14 protein-coding genes are annotated in these 23,347 nt (G+C 43.0%); 2 read left to right on the forward strand and 12 right to left on the reverse strand.

Going from position 1 to position 23,347, the window contains the following annotated elements; all coding sequences use genetic code 11:
* Positions 1–276: 276 nt before the first annotated feature.
* From QR40_RS18660 to QR40_RS18685, 6 genes are all read right to left on the reverse strand, one after another.
* The gene (locus tag QR40_RS18660) at positions 277–5,175 is read right to left on the reverse strand and encodes an Ig-like domain-containing protein (protein WP_044296356.1); all 4,899 of its coding nucleotides are present in this window, start codon (positions 5,173–5,175) and stop codon (positions 277–279) included.
* A gap of 216 nt (positions 5,176–5,391) precedes the next feature.
* Positions 5,392–6,606 carry a Gfo/Idh/MocA family protein gene (locus tag QR40_RS18665; RefSeq protein WP_200889760.1) on the reverse strand — a complete coding sequence of 405 codons (1,215 nt, stop codon included), beginning with the start codon at positions 6,604–6,606 and terminating at the stop codon, positions 5,392–5,394.
* A 7-nt stretch (positions 6,607–6,613) separates the two neighbouring features.
* On the reverse strand, positions 6,614–8,254 hold the full coding sequence (locus tag QR40_RS18670; protein WP_044296358.1) for an ABC transporter substrate-binding protein: 1,641 nt from the start codon (positions 8,252–8,254) through the stop codon (positions 6,614–6,616).
* Positions 8,255–8,309: 55 nt separating this feature from the next.
* The gene (locus QR40_RS18675; protein WP_027292995.1) at positions 8,310–9,200 is read right to left on the reverse strand and encodes a carbohydrate ABC transporter permease; all 891 of its coding nucleotides are present in this window, start codon (positions 9,198–9,200) and stop codon (positions 8,310–8,312) included.
* 14 nt (positions 9,201–9,214) lie between these two features.
* A complete protein-coding gene (locus tag QR40_RS18680) occupies positions 9,215–10,195 on the reverse strand; it encodes an ABC transporter permease subunit (RefSeq protein ID WP_027292996.1) in 981 nt (326 codons plus the stop codon).
* 147 nt (positions 10,196–10,342) lie between these two features.
* On the reverse strand, positions 10,343–12,370 hold the full coding sequence (locus QR40_RS18685; protein WP_052430937.1) for a hypothetical protein: 2,028 nt from the start codon (positions 12,368–12,370) through the stop codon (positions 10,343–10,345).
* Positions 12,371–12,582: 212 nt separating this feature from the next.
* Between QR40_RS18685 and QR40_RS18690 the strand changes: the two genes are divergently transcribed.
* Positions 12,583–14,970: a helix-turn-helix domain-containing protein gene (locus QR40_RS18690; protein ID WP_044296359.1), complete on the forward strand. Its 2,388-nt coding sequence runs from the start codon at positions 12,583–12,585 to the stop codon at positions 14,968–14,970.
* 118 nt (positions 14,971–15,088) lie between these two features.
* On the opposite strand, the gene QR40_RS18695 is transcribed toward QR40_RS18690, so the two are convergent.
* Together QR40_RS18695 and QR40_RS18700 are read right to left on the reverse strand one after the other, a co-directional pair.
* Positions 15,089–16,123: a uroporphyrinogen decarboxylase family protein gene (locus tag QR40_RS18695; protein ID WP_044296360.1), complete on the reverse strand. Its 1,035-nt coding sequence runs from the start codon at positions 16,121–16,123 to the stop codon at positions 15,089–15,091.
* A gap of 27 nt (positions 16,124–16,150) precedes the next feature.
* Positions 16,151–17,158 (reverse strand): uroporphyrinogen decarboxylase family protein, encoded by a 1,008-nt coding sequence (locus tag QR40_RS18700; protein ID WP_052430938.1) that lies wholly within the window; start codon positions 17,156–17,158, stop codon positions 16,151–16,153.
* Between the two features lie 94 nt (positions 17,159–17,252).
* Here QR40_RS18700 and QR40_RS33805 point away from each other — a divergent pair, with 94 nt between their 5' ends.
* Positions 17,253–17,318, forward strand: coding sequence for a DUF6783 domain-containing protein (locus QR40_RS33805; RefSeq protein ID WP_416389857.1), 66 nt, complete (start codon positions 17,253–17,255; stop codon positions 17,316–17,318).
* Positions 17,319–17,353: 35 nt separating this feature from the next.
* Here the strand turns inward: QR40_RS33805 and QR40_RS18705 are convergent, their stop codons facing one another.
* The 4 genes from QR40_RS18705 to QR40_RS18720 all read right to left on the reverse strand — a co-directional run bounded on the left by QR40_RS18705 (position 17,354) and on the right by QR40_RS18720 (position 23,253).
* Positions 17,354–19,624: an AraC family transcriptional regulator gene (locus QR40_RS18705; protein ID WP_044296361.1), complete on the reverse strand. Its 2,271-nt coding sequence runs from the start codon at positions 19,622–19,624 to the stop codon at positions 17,354–17,356.
* Positions 19,625–19,801: 177 nt separating this feature from the next.
* Positions 19,802–21,358, reverse strand: coding sequence for an ABC transporter substrate-binding protein (locus QR40_RS18710; RefSeq protein ID WP_044296362.1), 1,557 nt, complete (start codon positions 21,356–21,358; stop codon positions 19,802–19,804).
* Between the two features lie 56 nt (positions 21,359–21,414).
* Positions 21,415–22,299: a carbohydrate ABC transporter permease gene (locus QR40_RS18715; protein WP_052430939.1), complete on the reverse strand. Its 885-nt coding sequence runs from the start codon at positions 22,297–22,299 to the stop codon at positions 21,415–21,417.
* A 15-nt stretch (positions 22,300–22,314) separates the two neighbouring features.
* Complete coding sequence (locus tag QR40_RS18720; RefSeq protein ID WP_052377588.1) at positions 22,315–23,253, reverse strand: ABC transporter permease; 939 nt, start codon at positions 23,251–23,253, stop codon at positions 22,315–22,317.
* Between the last annotated feature and the right edge of the window lie 94 nt (positions 23,254–23,347).

Below are 23,347 nucleotides of genomic sequence, written 5' to 3' on the forward strand. Positions count from 1 at the left end.
TGCTTCATTCTTTCTGTTTACGGAAACTTTATAAATCACATTATAGCAATCATCCGATTCTTACTGTGAGGAAGTATTTTACTTGTTTATGGGGATTATTTTTACCCGCGTTCGTACAAAGTTCTGAAAATTGCTCTCTGACAGCTGTCTGGCAGGAACTGATCTAAACTGCTGTTCTTAAGTCGAAACTTTAAAAAACAGCATCAAAAGCCGCTCCCAAATTACACTCTGGAAGCGGCTCTCTTAACCCAATTCTTTTTAATTTTACTTCTGATTTTACTTTTTAATTTTCACTTTCTCTGTTTTACTGTATGCCCCGTATACCTTCTTTCCAGCTGAATCCTTTTTGAATCCCCGGACCTTTACATAATACGTCCTGCCTTTTTTCAATTTCTGAATGGTCTTGCCTGTCCTTTTTGTCTCTAATACCTTTCTTCCTTTGGTCATTCTGGAATTATTTCCATAAACAATCTCATATCCGTCTGCATTTTTTACTTTTTTAAAGTTTACTGCCATACTGCCGGCTTTTTTACTCTGGGCTTTGCTGATGGATGCCTTTGCAATCTTGATTTTCTCCCATTTTGCATAAACTTCGACGTTTTTCCGTGTTGATGATGGAATACTGGTTATTTTCTTTTTATATTTTTTATCCGAATACCAGCCCTTGAAAGAATATCCTTTTCTGGATGGTGCCTTCAAGGTTACTTTTGACTTATAACAGGTTTGTGGATTCTGCCTGCTGTTGGTCCCTTTATTTAAGTGATAGTTGATTTTATAACCTACCGTCACTTTACAGGACGCATATTTTCCACTGCCGTCAGCTGCCTGTACTTTGATAACAGCGGTTCCATAACCTTTTGCAGTCACTTTACCAGTCTGGTCTACTGTCGCTGCTTTTGCATTGCTGGTGGACCATACCACATTTTTATTCGCTGCATCTGCTGGCAATACCTCCGCTTTCAAAGTGAAACTTTTCCCTTTTAACAACGTTTTCTTCGTTTCATTCAGCGTGACTTTATTTACCTTTACTTCCGGTTTCGGTTCTGGTTTCGGTTCTTGTTTCTTTGGCAATACGGTTACAATGGCTTTTGCCTTTAATGCTGTGCCATCCACAGAACCCAGTACCGTAAAGTTACCGGGTACTGCTACCTGCTTATCCGTGATTGGCTCCCAGCGTGCCGATACCATGGCTGTTGTTCCGTTATTGTAGGAAGCCTTCACCGTCTGGGGCAGCTTCGGGATGATTCCCTGGACTGTATCCGCCTGAACTTCTTCCAAACCTGTGATTTCCGGCTTATGGGTTTTGACCACATAGGTTTTCTCAACCACTTCACTGTAGAGGGAATCACCGGCGATTGCAACGCATTTTAATGTCACCGGATTATCATTTTCCGGCAGTACAAAGCTTTCATCATAATAGATACCATGTTCCGGGTCTTTGGGATCACTTCCATCCAGCGTGTAGAATATCTGATCCTTTTTGGATGCCGGTGTAATTTTAACTTCAACCGGCTGCTCATATGTTCCGGAATCCGGTTCCACACTCGGCTCCGGGGTCTGGACTTTCGTCACTTTCATGTCATCGATATCGTATTCTCCCCCAAGGCAATTAAAGCCGATACCTCCGGACTGTAAGGTTCCATCCACTACGGTTCCTACCAGATTGCCATCCAGATAACTGCTGATCTTATCACCGTCTGCCACAATCTTCAGATCATACCATCTTCCTGCAAACGGAGGATTCAAAGGCTCCAGTCCTGCCTCTTCCGGTGTCTTGGCGAAGAAATCCTTATCACCGGAGGACCGCATATAAAATTTTAATTTACCTGACTTCTCCATCTTTAATGTATAGCGGCGTGGATTTGATTTGCTGTTGGAGTCTTCTTCAAAACGAACGCCTGCCGAAAATACGTCGTATGCTCCGCCAAGGGGGCCTTCCCCGGTCCATCGATTCAACCGTACCCTGGCTTCCAGTACATAGTTCTTCCAGTCGCTGCCGCCTGTATAATAGAAGGTATTATCCTGAGAATTAATACGAAGATACTGATTGTCATCTTCCCTGATTAATTCTTTTACCATTTTTCCGCCTCCTACCCCTTTCCAGTCAGGCAGTATATCCTCTGCATTCATGGAAGATGCAGCTGTTTTCTGTATTTCCATTTCCTGCTCATTAGCCTGGGGCTCGCTAACCTGCTCTATTGTCTCCGGTGATTCCGTCTCCGGTACTTCCGTCTCAAGTACTTCTGTTACCGGTACTTCCGTCTCAGGTACTTCCGTTTCAAGTACTTCTGTCTCCGATACTTCCGTCTCCGTTTTATCTCTTACCCGGACTTCCGTTTCTGTCTCAGAAGCATTCTGGTTTTCCAATTCTTTATTTGCAATATCACTATACTGCAATGCATCCTCCCGATGACTTTTGTTACCTGCTTCGTCCACAGTCATCTCATAGCCTTCAAAATCCTCTTCATACAAAACCCTGTCTTCCGGCTCTGCAGGTGGTTTTGGCAGCGGCACTTCGCCTGCTGGGGGAGCTTCCACGCCTCCATAAATCATAGCTTCATCGTAGTACACGGTGCCTTTTCCTGCATCACATCCAATTTCCAGAGTATCAAATCCTCTGCTGTTTACCTCTTTCACCAGCCTGCCGTCAATATACATCTGTAATGTACCGGGCGTACTGTAATCGAACTTCAGCTCATGCCATCCAAAAAGACGCGGAACATTTGTGGGGATCTTTTCACCGTTTATGTTCATGTAATAACAATCCCATTTCCCCCACTCTATGCCAAGACCAAACATCTGGTCTTTTGTTCCTGTGCTGACATAAGAAAGAGCATTTCCAGAATTCTGAACGCCGGAATCATATCCAGCCATATTGCCGGACTGGCGGTCAAACATTTTAACGGTAACTGTTTTATTCAGAAGATCCTGAAACGTTCTGGATAATACACTGTCCTGGTTTACGATGAGACCCTGTTTTCCCACAAACGGGTCTTCTGACATCCACTCTGTGGTAATCTCCGGCTGTGCATTACGGAACGTCCATTTGCGTTTCTGGATACCCTTTTCGAAATCATCTTCAAAATATATGTCTTCCGGTTTTTGGCTGGTTTCCTTCTCTTCCATATATTCTATTGGGAAGCCCTCGGTCAATCCAATCTTATCATACTCCATTTTGGAATCATCAAATTCATCCAGATGATTTACCAGGGTTCCATAGTCGATATTTACATTGTCAAAGAGAATATCATCTTTGTACTGCAATATAGTATTGACTTCAATATTAAAGTTCATGGGATTGACAGATTTCACATTATGTAGTTCAAAGCCGGAACATCCCATATCCAGGTTCATATTGTTGGGACTTAAATCCCTCATGGTAGGATTGGCACCGGTGCTGTCGATTACCATCTGGTTGATGATATTGGGTTTCCCCTTGCCGTCTTCATTTCCATGAAACAGCATACATCCAAAAAATGCGCCGTCATCCCCGCCGTCCTGCTGGCAGTCATGTATGTAGCAGTATTCATAACGGTTGCTATGGGTATATAAGTGCTTCATCGCATCATAATCTTTATCGGCTCCATTTTTTTCCCTGCTTGTTCCGCCTGTGGTAAAAATTCCTCTTCTGGGTGAATTATACACCTCGATATTAGAAAATGTACTGTGGCTTACCTGCTGTACCGTTAACCCGGAAGCCTGTCCGATTAATTCACCAATATCATGTATCAATACATTTTTCACCATATTGTCCCTGGAATATCCATCTCCGTTTTCATCTCCTGCCAGTCCCGGATAACCGCCGTCCATACTGATACCGCCATGACCGGTATAATCAATCAGACAATTTTCCACCAACGCATTTGTATTGGCATCATACATAGCAATGCCAAACATTCCCGAGTTGGTCAGATGACAGGCTTCAATCCGGATTCCGTCGGTATTTTTCAGCGTCATCACCCCGTAGCGGAAATCATTCTGTTCCCTCTGTTCGCAGTAAGATGGCTGCGTACTTCCTTTGGATTCGTTTGGCCAGAATCCCAGCGCTGCTCCGGTATCCTTTGCATTCCAGCCGTAGGCATACCAGTCTGTGCTCTCCGTATCCTTCATTTCAATACCACGGAAGGTAAGATTGCTGACTTTAGAATTTCTGTCTTCGCCCTCTGCGCGGATTACCTCTTTTACCAGAGGGATGATAACCTGCTGATCTTCTATATTTCCTGACGGATAGTAATACAGATCCCCGGTTGTCTTGTTGTAATAGTACTCACCCTCCTGATCCAGTAATGCCAGATTGCCCTGCAGGAAATACCGTGCATTGGTTCCGGTAGTATATTTAGGGCGATAACGGGCAGAACCATCCAAATCAATTTCTTCATCTTTATAATGCAGCCTGCGCTGTGCAGTATTGATTCCTTTCAGAGGAATTGTATCTGTCATCCAGTCCCAGTATCCGCCGTCCCACATATATACAGAAGCATCCAGATCGCCCCGTGCCTCAGCGTTTGATAAACCGTCTGTCACCGTCTGCGGCAGATCCCCTGCTTTCCACTGGAGATCATGCATTCCTCCCCCGGCAGTAAACAGATAAGGAGTCAGTGCCGCTGTAAACCCCTCATACTGATCCAGGTTAGGGTAACGTGCCTGGGTTGCCCGACTGTCATTGACGTACAGCGTATTGAAGCTCCGGTCTGTTCCAACGTTCGTTTTATAGACAAGACCTTCTGCCTCTGCCGGAAGGTCGGCATCGGTTGCCCCTTCCCTCTGCACCAGCTCCCAATCACTGTTATCCACGGGTTTCCCCCCAATTAATTTAGCACGGGCAACCCCATCCTTACTGGTATAGACAATCTGATGTCCATTGGTGCCGGAATCTTCGGGTCCAAATTCTACCGTTTCATCCATATAGTACTCTCCGCTGTCCAGATACACATAGATATCCCCTGTCATATCGGAATTGATTTTCTGCACTTCACTTCTGGCTCTTTCCAGGGATGCATATGGCTTTTCCTGACTCCCGTCCCCGGCAGCATCATCACCTGCCGGGGAAATATAGATTTCTTTTTGTACCCCGGATGCCTCTGCTGTCACGGAATACGGTGCCGACATGCCCAGGGTGCCCGTCAGCATGGCTGCAGACATTAAAACCGCAAGCTGCTTTTTCATCTTATACATATCTTTTCTCCTTTTTCATACAGATTCACTTAAATCCCACAATAAGTTTTGTAACCGGCATTACCTATAAGCCGGATACAGTTCAGGGTGGATATGCAAATCTTAGCATAGTCCACCCTGTAGTAATCCTTCTTCAACCAGAAACAGTTACGCTCTGAAGCATCCACATATCATGAACTCTTTTCGTTTTCACTTAACCGCAGGCACTGATCCTGATTATGATACCGTTTTAAATACTTCCTCTTCTGAAGATTCTTTTGCCGCCATACAAACTTTCGCACTTATGATACCTTCCCCAAGAGGTGCCACTGATTCTGTTGTTTCTCCCAGAATCAACTGCACAAAATTCCGTGCCAGTTCGTAATCTCCTCCACCATGCCCTGCAGGCGGAGTGCCTATCTTAATCACAGATACCTGATCACTCATATGATCGTACACCTTGATTTCATCTGTTGTAAAATTAAATTCCAGCGTTCCTTTGTATCCATACAACCGCGCGCCCCGCCTTGCTGCTCCTTTTCTTGCGAAAAAATTCTGTGAATAGACTGCGTGCATACCGGATTCATACCGGATCAGCATACTGCCGCTGTCTTCGTTTCCGGTATCTACCCCATAACAGCAATAATCACTTCTTGGGATATCATTTCTGGTCTGGGTAATATGATAGGTGCTTTCCATGCAGCTGCCGCAGCAGTCGCACTCACTGCAGCGCAGCCCTGCCCTCATATTACCTTTGAAAATCTGCTTTGATTTCATCCCACAGACCTGCACCGGTTTTTCTCCGGTCAGATAATTGATTACATCCACATCGTGGGTTGCCTTCTGTAAAAACATACCGTGAGATACCGCTTCATTCCGATACCAGTCATGGAAATAGACAAAACCGTAAGGAACGTCATTAAATGCCTGCACATGCTCTACTTTTCCAATGACACCGCTGTCTATGATTCTCTTTGCTTCCCTTACCATCCTGGTTACCCGAAGCGGAAAAGACACTACCACAGGAGCATGAGGTTCTCTGTCACAGCATTCCAGAAGCTCCAGATCTTCTCTTGTGACACCTACGGGTTTTTCCAAAAATAATGGAATCCCCCGTTTCATTACCATTTCTGCCAATTGTGCATGGGTATCACAGTTGGTGCCTACTAAAACACCATCCAGTTCTTCCTGATCCAGCATCTCTTGTGCCGTATCATAAAAGTGTATTGATTCCGGATCCATCGGACATTTTCTCCATAAGCCGTCAATTTTGTCAATTTCCATTTCATGCATGATTTCCCTGGAATCCGTCTTGGTTAAAAGCGCTTTCACACGTTCCGGATTTTTATCAGCTATTGCTGTAATCTGTACTTTTTCCAATAGGCCCATAAATTCATCTGCCAGCATATCCATGCGGACACCATAGCCTATTACACCCAGCTTTACCATCATTCTCCCCCTATTTTGCTGCTTTCCAGGCATCCATCTGTGCCTGCTTTTCAGCAATGACGTTATCTACGCCAGCTGTTTCCAGTCTCTTTAAAAAGTCAGGAAGTGCCGTTTGGGGATCTACAGATCCTGAGCTTAAAGCAGGAACCATTTCTGTAATCACAGAGGTACAGTTTGCCAATTCCGTCTTGACTGGTGTCGGATCAAACACAAATCCGGTTACCGGTGAAATCTCAGCTTTCTTATCTTCTTCAAAGACCATGCTCTGGGATTGTTTCTGTAAATCTCCTGCTTCATTGCGGTTATATAATGCTCGGGTAAAATCAGGACTGTAAGACTGTCCAATCTGCCATTCATTAAAGTTAAAGTTATATTTTCCTTCCTGCAAAGCATAGGTTCCGTCATCGCCATAAACGTAATCCACGCCTTCTTCACCCTGTGTGATCAGCAAATACAGTTCGTCATTTGTATTCAAAAGCTCAATTAATTCAACTGCTTTTTCAATATTTTCAGACTGAGCATTCACTGCAACGGCAGCCGTAGGTCCTGCCGCAGCAGGAATCACTGTTCTGGTTGTGGAAACTGTTCCAGCCGGTGCTATATCCTTGGTACACATACTCATTTTTGCAGAATCCTCATTACCCGGGAAGTCCACGCTGTCCGGCCATCCTGACCCGACTTCTGCAATCATCTTCGCTGCTTTTCTGTCCGGGCTGGTATCTTTCACCGTAGCACCGTCTTTTCTGACATAGCCTTTTTCATACCAGTCACGCATAATCGTACAGAATTCTGCAAATTCATCGGTACCAAATTGATTAATTACTTTATCCGGTTCATCAAAACGAATCCAGCCCGGGGTAGCCATATCTCCAACAGCTTCCATATCCCAGAACAGAGGTTCATTCGCAAATAAATTCCAGGTGGAGGAAGTTTCCCAGCCTATCATATCCGGGTGTTTCTCCAGCGCTTTGCCTATGAAATCCCCAGTCATCTGAAGTGCTTCCAGGGTAGGTTTACCCTTAACTGCTTTCCAGTCAAATCCTACCTCATCCGCCAGATCTGTCCTATAACGGAAGCCTTGTCTCTTTGCAACGCCCCATTGCTGGTAGTTTACGGAGCCATAGATTTTACCATCCACCTTAACGCCTTCCCACAGGCCTTCCGGAATTCTCTTATAAGTTTCCGGTGCATATTGGGGAATTAACTCTGTAAGATCTGCATAAGCGCCTTTTGCCGCATTTTCATAAAAATTGATGCCGCCCCAGTTTGCGGTAAAACATAAGTCCCAGGCATCTCCTGAATTAATCATCAGGTTCATTTTTTCTCCATAAGTAGCACTGTCAATCATAACCAGGTTCAATTTTGCATTAATCTCTTTTTCAATGATCTGGTTCGCTTTTTCCATAATACGCTCAGCATCATTTACCGGTCCGTTCATCATATAAAAGCTTAATTCTACCGGATCGCCGGAAGCTTCTTTTGTTTCTTCCTTATCCCCATCCTTGCTTTCCCCGGTACCCGCATCACTGCCCGGATTCTCCGTACCATTTGTTTCTTTCGATGTTTTCTCTGTTGCTGCTCCACATCCTGTGAATGTAGTTGCCAGCATTGCCCCAACAAGTAAGACTGCTATCAGGTTCTTTCTTTTCATGTTGTCTTCCTCCTTAAATTTAATTTATTATTTTTCTGATTTTCATCAGTAAAAATCACTCTTTTACTGCTCCAATTGTCAATCCTTTTTCAAAATACTTCTGGAGCAGCGGATATAATAGTATGATTGGTCCGATTGCCAGAACACAGGTTGCCATTCTCGCACCCTCGCTTGGCAGTACCCCCAGTGCCTGTTCAATGGAACGGGAAGCCTGGGCATTGGATTGCAGATACCCGATGTTATTCATTAATGACTGCAGCAGATACTGCAATGTATATAATTTCGGGGTTTCAATATACAGGGAACAGGTCATCCAGTCGTTCCAGTATGCAATTGATACAAATAGTCCAATCGTTGCCAGGGATGGTGTGGACAGAGGCAGTACGATCTTAAAAAATGTCCGGAACTCTCCGGAACCGTCAATTCTTGCCGATTCAATCAGCGAATTGGGAATTGACTTAAAAAAGTTTTTCATAATCAGTACATTTACAGCCGATACCAGATTGATTAAAATTAAAACCCAAATGGTATTCTTTAGATGCAGGTATCTGGTCATTAACATATACTGTGGCACCAGACCGCCGTTAAACAAGACCGGTATGTATACAAAGAATGAGATTTTTTCTCTCCAAGTCACTTCATCTCTCGTCAGCGAGTATGCCAGCATAGCGGTGATCAGAAGATGCAGTGCCGTACCCATAACCGTTACCACAATCGTTACTACATATGCCTGTGCCACAGATGCCGCTCCGCTGAACACATAGCGGTAAGAGTCCGTGCTGAACACTTTCGGAATAAAATGATAACCATCCACCATCAGAGAGGTTTCCCCGGTAAATGAAATCCCCACAACCAAAAGCAGCGGCACGACACAGATTAAACTAAGGCATAAAAAAATCGTATGAATGCCTACCTTAAAAACACTTACAGTTCTTTTCTTTTTCATAGGATCTCCTTCCCTTAAAATAGTGCGCTGTCCGGATCGATTTTCTTAATGATTTTATTGGAAATCAGAACCAGGGCAAATCCAATTGTAGACTGATAAAGCCCCACTGCCGCCGACATTCCATAATCATTAATTTTTTTCAGGGATCGGAAAACGTAAGTATCAATGACATCTGTTGCCGGATATAGTGCACCTGCATCATTTGGCAGGGTATAGAATGCATTCCAGTCTCCAAGACCGCCGTTAAACAGCTTTCCTACCCAGAGCAAGGACAGAACGATCATGGTTGTACGGATCAGAGGCAGTGTAATAAACTTAATCTGCTGCCATTTCGTAGCTCCATCTAACTGTGCCGCTTCATAATAGTCTGTATTGATACCCGCAATTGCAGCAACATACAGGACAGAGTAGTAACCGACATTTTTCCAGAGATAAGCCAGCGGCATAATCGCTCTCCACTTAGACGGCTCGCTGTACCATTGTATCCCTTCTATCCCGAATTTTCCCAGGACATTATTAATAATACCTCTGTCTACGCTTAAAAAACTAAATAATATATACTGAATAACGATCCAGGATAAAAAAGTAGGAATCAGTATGGCGCCTTTATAAGCAGCGGATACATATTTGTTTTTCACTTCATTCAACAAGATGGCAAGTGCCACCGCCACTACCGTTACCAGAACTGCTTCTATAATATTGTACAGAATCGTATTCATCGTAACAATTCTTGCTGTATCGGATTTAAAGAAAAACTCAAAGTTCTTAAATAAAGGGTTGATAAATTCACTGCCGAAAATCCCATCCGTGGGTTTATAATTTTTAAAAGCCAGTATTACCCCCGGCATTGGCAGATAAAAAATCAATGTGATCATGAAAAGTCCCGGAGCCATCATTAAATAAAATGGCATTTGTTTTTTTACCGATCGTTTCCAATTACGCTGCCCGTTTACTGCAAAACTTTTACCTTTCTTACGATTACTTATTTTCTTCATTTTAAATTTCCCTCCTTAATCTGTTCCCTATTATGCCCTTAATGCCTACGCTTTTCAACAAAGATATTTTCGAAAACCTTCGTTTTCTTCCTGTTTTAGCATTTTTATCTCTCTGAAAACGAACACTTTTCAGGATTACAGCAGATTTCATGATTTTAACACGATGCAGCGGGAAGTCATGTGCTCCAGCATGACCGGCAAAAGTATCCCGCCTTCCCTTTTTTCAAATTGCAGCGGAACCGGCTTTCCTTCTTCTCTGGAAATTTCAAATGCGTCCTGTACCGGAAATGGAAGATCTAATTTCACATTTTCAAAATCATCCGTTGCATAATTGAACAGTAACAGCACTTGCTGTCCCTCCCGGCTAAAATGACTTACGGTTACATAGGGACAATTTTCTATGATTACAGGCTGCCGTACATCCTTCATGGATAAGATGAGGTGCCTTAGCATTTCCTGTCTCACCGGGTTTAACAAAAAGTTATGCCTGTCACGCATATGGCCGTAGGGCAGTATCACGGCGCGGTTCGTTACATAGACAACTCCTTCTCCTACGACAAAACCATCCGGTGCTTTTAGCACAGAAACTGTCTGGTGCGGCTCTTTTGTATACGTTATATTAAGGTAATCCCCCGTTTCCCCCATGGTCTGAGCAGAAATCCTGGCATACGGCAGGTTCTGGAACCGTTGTTCTGTAATCACCTGTTCGTAGCTGTGCTTACCGGTATTTGCCGGATACCATTCACAGGAAGTAATTCCCAGCAGACAGCCAAGCCCCATATCCACCAGGGTTTCCACTGCTTCTCCTTCCAGCAGGAGGACATTGTCAGAAAACATCTTCGTGATTTCACATGGTTTTAAATTTCGAAAATACTGTCCGCTGACCGCCATAATCTCTCCTGTTTTGGAACAGTCATCACAATAATGGTTCGCCATGCCAAATGCAGAAAGGTATTCTGCCCAGAATGTCTCCCAGGGCTGTATGGCTGATAAACATCTTGTTCCGTCTGTATGTATGGTATAGGAAGAATTGCTGCTGTACATTACACAAATGCCTTTTTCCTCACTGCCTTTCAGATGCAGACCTGTGATCCCGGTTAAATATGGTTTTGCCCTGCTTAGCAGTTCATCATATTTTTGTTCCTTATTTATGCCGTTCCCTATCATATCGAAGAGATTCATGGTGATTCCGTCTGCCCCCACAGCCAGGGCACTTTCTATTTCCAGGCGTGTAAAACGGTGAGATTTAGAAAATGTTGTATGGGGGAAATTATCCAGCTCAGGCCAAAGCTGCGCCTGGCCTTTTGTCATGGCTGCACTCAGTTTGGTAGTCTTTTGGAAATCCAGTGCATACTGGCGGGGCGAAGCTTCTGCATATGCCGGCAGATGCGGGCGGTTCAAAGGCGCCGTCTCACCTGATAAACCGGAGAAAATACCGTTCCAGTCACGTCCCTCCACGCAGTGCACCTCCGGACCGGAACTCATAAGTCCCATCCTTGTATGGGGAGATATCTCATGGACCGCCTCACCCAGAAGAGCTGCAAAACCACACATGGTATCTCTTGCGGTATCCAGCCACACCTTCCGGTAAGGATGTGGGGAACCCTGGCACAGAATGCCCTCCAGAAAACTTTCCATATCCACTTCTTTTCCTATACGTTTGTCAAACTCTCTCTTATGCAGTTCACAAAAGCATCCTCCCCATTCCAGCGGGGGATGATTGTGCAGCCTGAAATCATCTTCAATCCATATAACCGCAAAATGAAGATCTGCATACAAACCATAAACAGCTTTGATATAGTCCTGAAATTGTTGATCCAAAGGGCAGGCTACTACGTCTGCTTTCCTGCCGTTATAATCAGCCATAGTGGTAAAATTCTGATCTTCTGCTAAGGTTCTTCCCCGGTCTGCATGGAGAACCGTTGTCCAGGGGTTTAAGGATACGCTGATTCCCTCTTCATTTAACTTGGGCTTAAACTTTTCTATCATTTGAAGCCACTCTTTTGTCTTCTCCAATGATAAATGCCCCTGATTGACTTCTTCCATATTCAGAAAAAACTGGACGTCATCAATCTGTGCAGATTTACAAAACTTCAATAAATCATAAAACTTCTCTTCTGCGTAAAAATCCGGGCAGATGCCAATACGCAGCGAGTAAGTAAATTTTTCATTCATTCTTCTTCTCCTTCACTTATTTTTTCCCATTATGCGTTAATTTCCGGAATTTCACAACGATGACTCTTTAGAAATTCACATATTTCTAATAAATATACCTCTCTGAATTTTAATCTTTTCTACGATTACTATCACTTTCTCCAATTCTCTATTGAATCTTTTCTTATTTTTATTATAATGATATTATCAAAAGGCAAAGGTGGAAGAAATAAATGAAAGCAATTAAATTCAAAAAACTGCATACAGACTCCCAAAAAAGCAGGAGCTTTTTTAACAGCACGCTCCTTAGCTTACTTGCAATATCTGTAATTATTACCATTCTTCTTTCTTCTTTTCTTTCCATTAACTATGGAAAAACTTCGCTGAAACTGACTTCCGGTTTTAACCAGAACCTGGTATCACAGACAAATTATACCGTGGAACAGCTCAATGACAATATACAGCGGGTGACCCGTTCTCTCATTAATAATAATGACATTATTTCGTTTCTTTATATGAATAACCGCTCTTCCACCACTCCGATTCTGGCAAGCCGCGTACTGGATAACCAGCTGGTTGTACTTCCTTATGTTGAAAGCATCTATCTCTATAACGCGCAGCTGGATTTATTCTTTTCGTCTAAAAACGGCAGCCAGTCAGGCAGCAGTGAATTTACAGATTCGGATTGTGTAAAGTTGGTGACAGACCCGGACTTTATCGCCGCTTATGATAAACACCCGATTCCAAGAAGGATTAACGAAATGACCCAGAATGCTGAAATTCTCTCCTACGTCTACTATGATTCCTACACCGGCAAGGACGGACGCAGGAATGCTATTATAATTAATACTTATGCCTCCTCTCTGACAGATGCCATCCATTCCATGAACAGATATAAAGAGGGAACCCCTATGGATTTCATTGTAATGGATTCTGACATGACCGTATTAAGTTCTGTACTGACCCCCAGGCTTCTGGAAAATGCCGACACATTCTCATCTTTTAAGGAAAAATTTGCAGACGATAAACGATTCGGCAACGGTTTTTTTACCATTGATAAAACCCGCTATTTTTATTCCTTTACACGTGACAATGTGAATAACTGGTACCTGATCAGCTTGGTTCCCTCCAGTATTATTTTTAAAGATATTATCTCAGCCGTACTGATCAGTTCCGCCATTATGATATCTGTTTTTCTGTTCTGCATCCTCCTGTGCTTATTCTTTGCCAAGAGGCTGAATACACCGATACAGAAAGTAACCCACTTGCTGGAAGACCAGGCCTATGGCGATTCCGATGTAAAGCTTCAGGTTCCAACTGAATTTCAGCATATTCTGACAGTATTTGAATCTTTGCACCAGAACAATCAAAAATTGAATACTTTAAAGAAAAAAAATGCCCAAAGCTATAAAGAGTCTTTCCTGAACAGCCTGGTCACAGGAAACCGCACTGAACCTGTTGACAGCACTCTGCGCGCACTGGAGTCCCAGAATCTTACTTATCTTACAGACCAGCCGATATGCATGGCTGTCCTGAAAATTGATAACTACCAGGATTTTCTCAATGCCAACGCACCGAATGAATTATGGGTATTCCGATTCTCAATCGCTAACATCGCCGAGGAAATTGTCAGACAGTCCTTCACCTGCAATCTTTTCAGCCGGGAAAATGACAAATTTGTAATATTAATTAATTGCGGGAAAGAACTTCCCAATGAAGCTTTCCATCAGAAGCTGCAGAACATATTCCTTTCCATTCAAAAAAACGTAGACCGGTACTTAAAGCTGTCATTAACCGTGGCATACAGCACCCTGTTTAAGGGTCTGGAACACTTGCCCAGCATGTATATCAATATGGAGAACTCACTGCTGCAGAAAATACGTTACGGACACTCCAGTATTATCAGCCCGCAGATGATGGATGACCTGAATTCCGATATTTTCTTTTTCCCTAAGCAATTATCAGAACGACTGTCTTCCGCTGTATTAAATGGAAAAACGGAACAGGCTTTGGAAACCTACCAGAAAATTTCCCAACAGCTCTTTTCCTATGACTATAATGAGATTATGTCTTCCAGCATACGGCTTATTTATGACTTGTATTTTCAGATATCCGATAAATATCCTGTTTTAAAAGAAGACTGCATGACACTATTAAAGGACTGTCTGGTTGACCTGAAAAATGTAGAAATTGCATCTGATATCAGCCGGCTCATGGATACTTTACTCCAGTCCCTCTGCAGCAAAATAGCGTTTCTCCATGATAATCCATTCAGCCAGAATACGGATATCGTAACACAGCGTATCTGCCAGATCGTAGACCGGGAATTTTCCAACCCCTCTTTATGCCTGAGTTCTATCTCAGAAGAGATTGGGCTTTCCCCCAATTATATCGGACAGATTTTTAAATCAGCCATGCAGAAATCTGTTGCCCAGTATATCACAGATCTTCGAATGGAAATGCTTGCCCACTATCTGAATGAGACAAAACTTCCATTAAATAAGATCCTGGATAAAATCGGCATGGAAAAAAATAATTACTTTTATACCCGATTCAAGAAGTACTTTAAAGTATCTCTTGGTGAATACCGCATGAATACACACTTACGTAATGATGAGTAATGAAAGAAAGGCTGTCCCCGGACGATCGTCCGGGGACAGCCTTTTAGAAAACTCTCTTACCATCTTATTTTTCACTCTCTGCAGGAATCACTGAAAATGCATCCTGCAATAATATGATTCATTCTTTGCCACTCCCTTCTATAACGGGATACAGGGAGGCTTCGTACAGTGCTTTCAGATTCTGTATTTTCCAATCCGGGGTTGATCCATTCCCCATAGTCATCATCAGGCGTCCATCCCTTCTGCCATATGCTTTCATCAGAAATGCAATTTCTTCCTTTACCTCTTCTGCAGAACCAAAAGCCATCAGATACTGTACATCCACGCCTGCTAAAATACAAATCTGTCCGCCAAATTTTTCCGCAATCTCCTGCTCATTCATAGTATTCTTCTGGATAGGATGGATCACATCCAGTCCGATTTCAATCAAATCGGGCAGAAACAGCTCAATATTGCCGCAGCTGTGCAGCCAGAAATGAGTTCCCAGCTCATGTGCCTTGTCAATGAGCTTTTTATAATATGGTTTGAAAAACTCCCGGAAAATATCCAGGGAAAAGAAAGGTGCCGTCTGTGTCCCAATATCATCGGATACAAAAAAACCATCTACATCCAGCTCTTCTTTTGTCCGCTCCATAATCCGCATATAAAAATCCGTCAGTCTGGTAAATAAACGGTGAATTTCTTCCGGATACAGATAAAAATCAGTAAGCGCATTTTCCATTCCCCGCAAGGACCAAAGCCGCTCAAAAAAACAATACCACCATCTTCCCAGCAGGTAACGCCCATCCTTTTCTTTTTTTCCCAAAATAAGAGCCGGTGATTTTGGATCTGGAAAAGTATCATAGAATTCCCCCGCATCCTCCCAGTCCTCAATCAGACACTGAGCATCCAGCCCCCTTCCCTCCAAACTATGTTTTCCGGGTGCCGCCCAGTAAAAGTCAGGATCTTCTTTTGGTCCCTCAGTCATTCCCGGCATCTGTAAAAATACTTCATCCACATCACAGGGGTACTTCTCCAGCCAGGCATTGCGTTTTCCGGCATCATTTTCAAATACATTATCATAGATCCAGATATCATATAGGAGCGGAATTCTTTTCGCTGCCCCTTTTCCCTCAATTACACGTAACACATCCTCTTTCTTCAATACTTCCATGCTGCATCCTTTCTTTGTGTACCTTCACTAATCGGAATAAATCCCGTATTTCTGCCAGATCTTCCACATTCTTTCATACCGCTCTAATGCCATGCCCGTATATACGCAGTTAGAGGTGGAGAAGATGTATCCCTTTTCCGCCTCCATTCCCTCACGCAGAGATCTTTGTACTTCAGCGTCGCATTCATCATCCGTTCCAGTCTGTAGCAGACCGCAGTTTACATTTCCGATAAGTGCAATGCCGTCTCCCACAATCTTTCTTGCTTCTGCCAGATTTACGCCCCCCTGGGGATCCAGGGAATGGATCGCATTTGGTTTGCAGTCTGCAATCTGTTTTAAAATGGGCATCACATTCCCGTCTGTATGTTTGATAGAATAATACCCCATTTTTCTGTATTCACTGATGATTTCTTTTAAATAGGGGATGATCAGTTCTTCGAACTGTTCCGGGGAAAAAAATGGATTTGTATTAAAGCAATAATCGGAACAAAGGGTGAATCCATCCAGTAAATGACCTTTTCGGTCCAGCTTATCAGCAAAAGCAGCATGCTCCTCTACTCTTCTCTTAGATATCTCATTTAGTTTTTCCGGCTCCTCCAGCATCTGTACTGCAAAATCAATCATGGTATCCCCGTCCGGAATTGCCCAGGTCGGATCTCCATGCATCATCAGATAATATTCATCTCCTGACTTTTCCCGGATGGTTTCCAGTAACCACTGGATGTTATCAAAGCCCCCTGGGTTGGAGTGTACAAAAATTGCACTGTGATCATATCGCTTTGCAGTATCGATATAAATATCAGCAATCTCCTGAATATGAAGCTTCTGCTCCGTGTAGCTCATCTGATTCCACTGTTCATAGAATCTGTGGCTGGGATGTACCTTACCAAGTGCCTCCATGGTAAGGAAAAATACCAGTTCAAAATGGGGCACCCTTCCCCCGATATCCTCACATTGTAAGGTCTTTATAAAACGTTCTTTGTGTGTCATATTAATACCCGTCACATATTGCAGGTTAGCCTGCAATACAGCCACTAAAAACAAGTTGAAAGAATCACCTCGTGGCTTCCTTTCTATATCATAATTTTCTTTCAACTTTAGAGCATGTTTTAAAATTGCTTTCTGACAGATGTGCGTCACAGTTTGTGGTAGATTTGTCCCGAATGAAGGGCGCGTAGCGGGCTACGTAACCTGAATTCGGGGCAAATATACTGCAAACAATTCGAGGCTTTATTTAACTCCTTTTTGTTCCCTGAATTGTTCCCGGTATGCCTGCGGGGTCACGCCTATTTTTTTCCGGAAATAAGTATAAAAATAATTTGTGCTCACAAATCCGCATTTTTCTGCAAGATCTTTTGCTGCCCGCTCTGTATTCTCCAATTCCTTTAACACCCACTGCAGGCGTTCCCCATTTATATAATCCGCCACAGACATTCCCATATCTTTTTTAAACAGCCTTCCAAGATAATTTGGTGATACACTGAATTCATCTCCCAGCTGTTCCAGTGTGAGATTAGGATCGGAAAAGTTTTCTTCAATATATTTTTTTACTTCATCCAGCTTCCCGATCACTCCTTTTTTAACTGCTGCCTTTTCCTGCTTTTCATGTATTTTTTCAAAAAGCTGTAGGAACAGTTCATCCACTTCAGCAGCCTTTTCACATGCTGTCAGCTGAACTAAGAAGTCATTTGCTTCGGTTTCATAAAAAGAAAAGTCCTTTACACTACGGACAACAGTTATGCCCAGCCAGATAATCGCATTCATATATTCCACCATACTGCACTTTTTAAGTTTCTGTGTAAAGCTCTGGTAGACCTCCCACACATCCTGTCCGGAACGAACTGCCTTAGGCAGGCTGCCCGCCTCCAGCTGCTGGAACTCCGCCTGTTCTCCATGCTCTGTCTGAATCTGTTCGTATGTAAAATAAGTATTCGGCGGATAAAAAAAGCTTTCCTGCATAACCGTTTTCAGATTGCTGTTCACTTCCGGAACCTTTTCCAGATTAACAGTTTCTTCTGATCCGACCAGGGAAAAATTCCATTCAATAAAAACTTTCACATTTTCACAGAACGCGTGGAAACACTCCCTGATCTTCTCCTGCATTCCAGCCTCCTGCGTTGTTTCCAGAAGAAACGTCAGTGTGTGATCCCGGTTAATCAATCCCATTACCTGAAAATACTTCCCAAAAGTTTCTTCAAATATATTCTGAAAGCCATATTTGATATCGTAGGTACCTGTTTTGCCATAAATATCCCGGAATTTTTTGTACGCTTCCAACTGTAAAATCAACACGGCATACTTCTGGTTTTCGTCAACGGAGAATCCAAAGTTATCTATCTGCTGACGCAGCTGGTTTTTTCCAAAAAGCTTTCTGTTGTGAAGAAAATCGCTTAAGAATCCTTCTCTCAGAAGATACCGGTCCGAACGCCTTTCAGACAGGGCATATTTTTTTTCCAGCCTTCTATGTATTTTCAAAATGGTTACTGAATTAGCCAGGGCTATTACAACGACCGCAATTACAATAGTAAGCGTAAATCCCACGATCCAGCGGCGCAGGTCCAGAAGAACATGGAACATTGAATTCCACCTGGTAATTTTGACATAATTCCATTGGCTTTTGCCTGAAAAAAGATAGGAGAAAAAATATTTCTCTCCATCCACCACTGCTTCCTGATACTTAATCCCTTTTTCCGCCAATTGAAGTACCGTTTCCCTCATCTTCGCAGTCTCTTGGACCGGATAGGTCTGTAAATCCACAAGCCTTTCATTCTTTTCATCGATAATAAGCATCCGGCTGTCTTTCAGAATCTCCATATCCAGAATTTCCTGCAGCATCTTATCAAATTTCATATTGACAATAACCACACTTCCCGTTTTTTTCTGTTCTGCTGCATATAATAGATAAGAATAGACAACCTCCGTTTTCTCTGTCTGATTGGAATATTTCGTTGTCATCTCTCTGCGGATCAGATTTTGTGTATGATACTTTTGCGGATTTTCTAAGATGCTTACTATATTCTGGTCGGAATATTCTGCTTTTCCCACTGCCCCAAACCTGCTTCCGGAGGTGATAAAAAGGTCCAGGTCATTATTATAAATATAGATGGATTCAACTTCGGGATTCGTATTCTGGTACAGAGAAAGCTGGTTGCGCACCTTGCTCAGGGTGATACTGTTCAGCGTCTGTCCCGAAACGGCTGTCAGCAGTTCGGAACAGACGTCATCAAGCATTACCTGGGTGGCAATCATATTGGCTGTGCCGTTGGCTTCCTCAAAATCCGTCTGCACCTGTGAAAATGCCTGCATGGACATCCGGATATTCTGATCGATGATGACCTTTTTCACCATGCGGTACATCCATCCCGAACCCGCCAGAATCACTACCAGCATACTTACGGAAATCCCAAGAAAAATTCTGCGAAATAATTTTTGATTCTCCATCTGCTTCTGGTCTTTATGCTTACGAGCAAGATATCCCTTGCAGCTTTCCATCAATTTCATTTCACTTCCCCCTGTCAGCTAATTTTATAATAATTTTCTAACAGAACCCTTCTTTTTGCAACTACAAATTGTGGCAAAGACTTCTTTTTTTATCACTTTCTTCTTTTTCCATGAAAACGCCGTGGGTGGAAAGCTTCATCTACCCGCGGCGTTACATATTTATCTCTGTATATCTTATTATTTTGAAGCGAGGAATTCATCAATCTGCTTCTGCATTTCAGCCATCACTTTATCAATTCCTGCCACATTTAATTTTTCCAGGAATTCGGCATTCGTTTCTTCCACAGGCAGCTCACCGCCCACAAGGCTTTCATACTCTTTTACAACTTTAGACACATTTGTCACTTCCATTTTGACTGCCTCCGGATCAAAGGAGAAACCAAGGATCGGAGATGTCTTCGCACTGTCATTCAGTGCCCTGGTCTGCTCCCAGATATCTTCCGGCTGTCCGGCAAGTGCATAGGTGTTGAATACATTTCCCAATGCCCACGACTGACCATGGGAATAACCGCTGTCAGAAATCAGTTCAATTGTATTCTCACCGGTCTTTTTATAATGTGTTCCTTCGATACCGTAGGAAATCAAATTTATAGCATAAGGATCTGTGTTGATCAGTTCCAGATACTTCAGTGTTTCTTCCGGATGTTTGGAGGTTGTGGAAATGCCATACATGGTTGCAATTACGCTGTTAGTGGAAATATAAGGATCCGTTGCCGCCGTAGCCATTACACATTCATATCCTGCTCTTGCGGATTCTTCGGCTTCCACACCGGGCTTATAAGTTCCGGAATAAAAGGCAGACGTCTTTTTTGCAACACGCTGGCTCTCGCCGTATTCATCCATATATCCGCATTCGCCGTCCAGAAGCCCTTTTTCATTCAGACTGACCAGCTCATTCAGCATATTTTTCCATTCATCTGTTGCATAGAAGTTTACAACCTTAGCGGATGTATCATCCATCTTAATCGCACCGGCTGCCATGTAATCGCTGATATATTCATATCCGCAGTAATCCGCTGCCTGGGCACGATTTACCCCTCCTACCTTTGCACCAAACTGATCAAAGGCTTTCTGGGCATACTCACCTAAATCTGTGAGGTTTTTAACTGTACTAATATCTGTTCCTGTTCCGTCCACATAGTCTTTTGGCATCAGTGCACCGATCTGGCGGGCCACAATCTGCTGGTTTGGAACTGCATAAATTCCGCCTTTTACTGTAGCTGCCGTCCATATATAGTCCGGAATCGCTTTCTGAAGTTCCGGTGCAGCCTTTGGCAGCAGCTCTGTAATGTCTATAAATGCACCTTTTACCACATTGGTATTGTAAGGATTCAGCCAGTTTGACGTAAAGCAGGCATCATACTCTTCACCGGATGCAATAATGGTCTGGATTTTATCACCGTAAGCGCCTCCATGGAATACATAGTCTACGGTTACCCCTATTTTTTCTTTCGTATACTCATTCAGTGCTTCCATTACTGCCTTTCCGTCTGTCTGCTCCGGAACCGGTGTATGAATTTTCAAATTGACAACTTCCTTGTCTTCTTTTTTCTCCGCTCCGCCGCCGTCTCCTTCTTCCGATACGTCATTTTTGCCGCCAGTCTCACTGCCGCTTTCCGCTTTTGCGTCAGTTTGGGAACTTTTCTCTGAATTACTGTTTCCGCTGCATCCAGCCAGTGTCCCCATTACCATTACTGCTGCCATTCCAAAAGCAATCAAATTTTTCCTTCTCATCTTTATTCCTCCTCATAAAATTTATATGTAATTGACATAGCAATTTACATTCTTTATCAGCCTTTTACGCCTCCGACAGTCAATCCTTTTACAAAATATTTCTGGAAAAACGGGAATACAGCCAGCATAGGTCCTGCTGCAATCACGCACATCGCCATACGCATAGATTCCGTGGGCATGTCTGCCATGCTGATTCCCATTCCGGATATTGCTGAATTCTTGATCATCTCCTGTACATCCCGCATCAGAACATAAAGCCGGTACTGGAGATTATAAAGCTCCCGGTTATCAATATACATAAGCGGCTGGAACCAGTCATTCCAGTAATTCAATGTTATAAACATCCCTACCGTTGCCAGGGCGGGTTTTGCAAGGGGCAATACAATTTTCGTAAATATTGTCAGCTCCCCTGCACCATCCACGGTGGCTGCTTCCATCAGCGATGCCGGAAGCTGGGTGAAAAATGTTCGCATTAAGATGATAAACCATGGAACAATCAGCATAGGCAGCAGCATTGCCCAGATCGTATTTTTTAAATGCAGGTATTTTGTCAGCCATATATAGGTAGGAACCATACCGCCATTCAGCACCATGGGAATAATCAGAAATACCGTCAGCGGTTTGCGCCAGGCATAGTCTTTTCTGGACAGGACATATGCGATCATGGAATTCAGTGTGAGCCCGAATCCAAGCCCCAGAACAGTAACTAAAATCGTCACACCATAAGACCGGAGTATTGCAGCCGCATCCTTAAATACAAATTTATACGCATCCAGCGTCACGCCTTTTGGAAAAATTCCATAGCCCTCTTTCATGATTCGGATATCACTGGAAAAGGAAATGGATACCACCGTGATAATGGGAATTACGCATAGTAAACAACACAGACCCAGAAATGCATAAATGATAATTTTAGGGCCTAATGATAAATCTTTCTTCATCTTTATTCCTCCCATTTAAAATAATGCACTGTCTTTGTCCAGTTTCCGTACAACCAGATTGGAGCCCATAATCAGTACAAATCCTATCACTGCCTGGAAACATCCCACAGCGGAACCAATTCCGATATCACCGGTTACACGCAGTGCCCTGTATATGTAAGTATCCAATACATCCGTAGTTGCATAAAGTGCACCCTGGTCTCTTGTCAGATTGAAAAACAGTCCGAAATCCGCATACATAATTCTTCCTACCTGAAGAATTACCATTACTATAATAATTCCTTTCAGCATTGGAAGCGTTATCTTCCATACCATCTGCCATCTGCTTGCTCCATCCAGAGCTGCTGCTTCATAATAGGTATCATCAATTCCCATCAGACCTGCATAATAGATTACACTGTAGTAGCCCGCCATCTTCCACGCATACATAAAAGTCAGTATTACCGGCCAGTATTCTGACCGTGCATACCACGAAATACTGTGCAGCCCCAAAAATTGCAGCAGCTGGTTAATGATACCATAGTCATGATGCAAATACGCATACAAAAGATAACCCACTACTACCCACGACATAAAATATGGGAAAAACATAATCGTCTGTGTTACCTTTATCATTTTTCTGCTTCGCACTTCGTTCATCATCAGGGCAATTGCCACTGAAACCACCAGGGTTATACCGATAAAAAGTACATTCAGTCCAATCGTATTTCTAAGTACTACCCACGCATCGTTAGATTTAAAGAAAAATTCAAAATTTTTAAATCCGATCCAGTCACTTCCTAAAAATCCCTTGTCATACCGAAAATCTTTGAAAGCAATAATCAGTCCTGCAATAGGAACATAAGAAAACAGGAAAAGAATTACGGCTGCCGGCAGGGCCATTATGGTTAATGTCGTATTCTTTTTTCTGGAAACGCGTCCTCTTTTACGTTTTTCCTTCATCTTTATACCCATTGCTTATTGCAGTCTTGCCTGCAATACTGCCACAATAAACAGGTTGGAAGAATCACACCGTGGCTTCCTTTCTTTATTAAAATTTTCTTTCAAC

Source organism: Robinsoniella peoriensis (genome assembly GCF_000797495.1).
GTDB classification, from domain to species: domain Bacteria; phylum Bacillota; class Clostridia; order Lachnospirales; family Lachnospiraceae; genus Robinsoniella; species Robinsoniella peoriensis.

What these genes read in the sequence shown, in the direction of transcription:
- QR40_RS18670 (WP_044296358.1), bottom strand. Translation starts at nt 8,254, where the DNA reads ATGAAAAGAAAGAACCTGATAGCAGTCTTACTTGTTGGGGCAATGCTG.
- QR40_RS18705 (WP_044296361.1), bottom strand. Translation starts at nt 19,624, where the DNA reads ATGAAATTGATGGAAAGCTGCAAGGGATATCTTGCTCGTAAGCATAAA.
- QR40_RS18665 (WP_200889760.1), bottom strand. Translation starts at nt 6,606, where the DNA reads ATGATGGTAAAGCTGGGTGTAATAGGCTATGGTGTCCGCATGGATATG.
- QR40_RS18695 (WP_044296360.1), bottom strand. Translation starts at nt 16,123, where the DNA reads ATGGAAGTATTGAAGAAAGAGGATGTGTTACGTGTAATTGAGGGAAAA.
- QR40_RS18675 (WP_027292995.1), bottom strand. Translation starts at nt 9,200, where the DNA reads ATGAAAAAGAAAAGAACTGTAAGTGTTTTTAAGGTAGGCATTCATACG.
- QR40_RS18715 (WP_052430939.1), bottom strand. Translation starts at nt 22,299, where the DNA reads ATGAAGAAAGATTTATCATTAGGCCCTAAAATTATCATTTATGCATTT.
- QR40_RS18690 (WP_044296359.1), top strand. Translation starts at nt 12,583, where the DNA reads ATGAAAGCAATTAAATTCAAAAAACTGCATACAGACTCCCAAAAAAGC.
- QR40_RS18685 (WP_052430937.1), bottom strand. Translation starts at nt 12,370, where the DNA reads ATGAATGAAAAATTTACTTACTCGCTGCGTATTGGCATCTGCCCGGAT.
- QR40_RS18720 (WP_052377588.1), bottom strand. Translation starts at nt 23,253, where the DNA reads ATGGGTATAAAGATGAAGGAAAAACGTAAAAGAGGACGCGTTTCCAGA.
- QR40_RS18660 (WP_044296356.1), bottom strand. Translation starts at nt 5,175, where the DNA reads ATGTATAAGATGAAAAAGCAGCTTGCGGTTTTAATGTCTGCAGCCATG.
- QR40_RS18710 (WP_044296362.1), bottom strand. Translation starts at nt 21,358, where the DNA reads ATGAGAAGGAAAAATTTGATTGCTTTTGGAATGGCAGCAGTAATGGTA.
- QR40_RS18680 (WP_027292996.1), bottom strand. Translation starts at nt 10,195, where the DNA reads ATGAAGAAAATAAGTAATCGTAAGAAAGGTAAAAGTTTTGCAGTAAAC.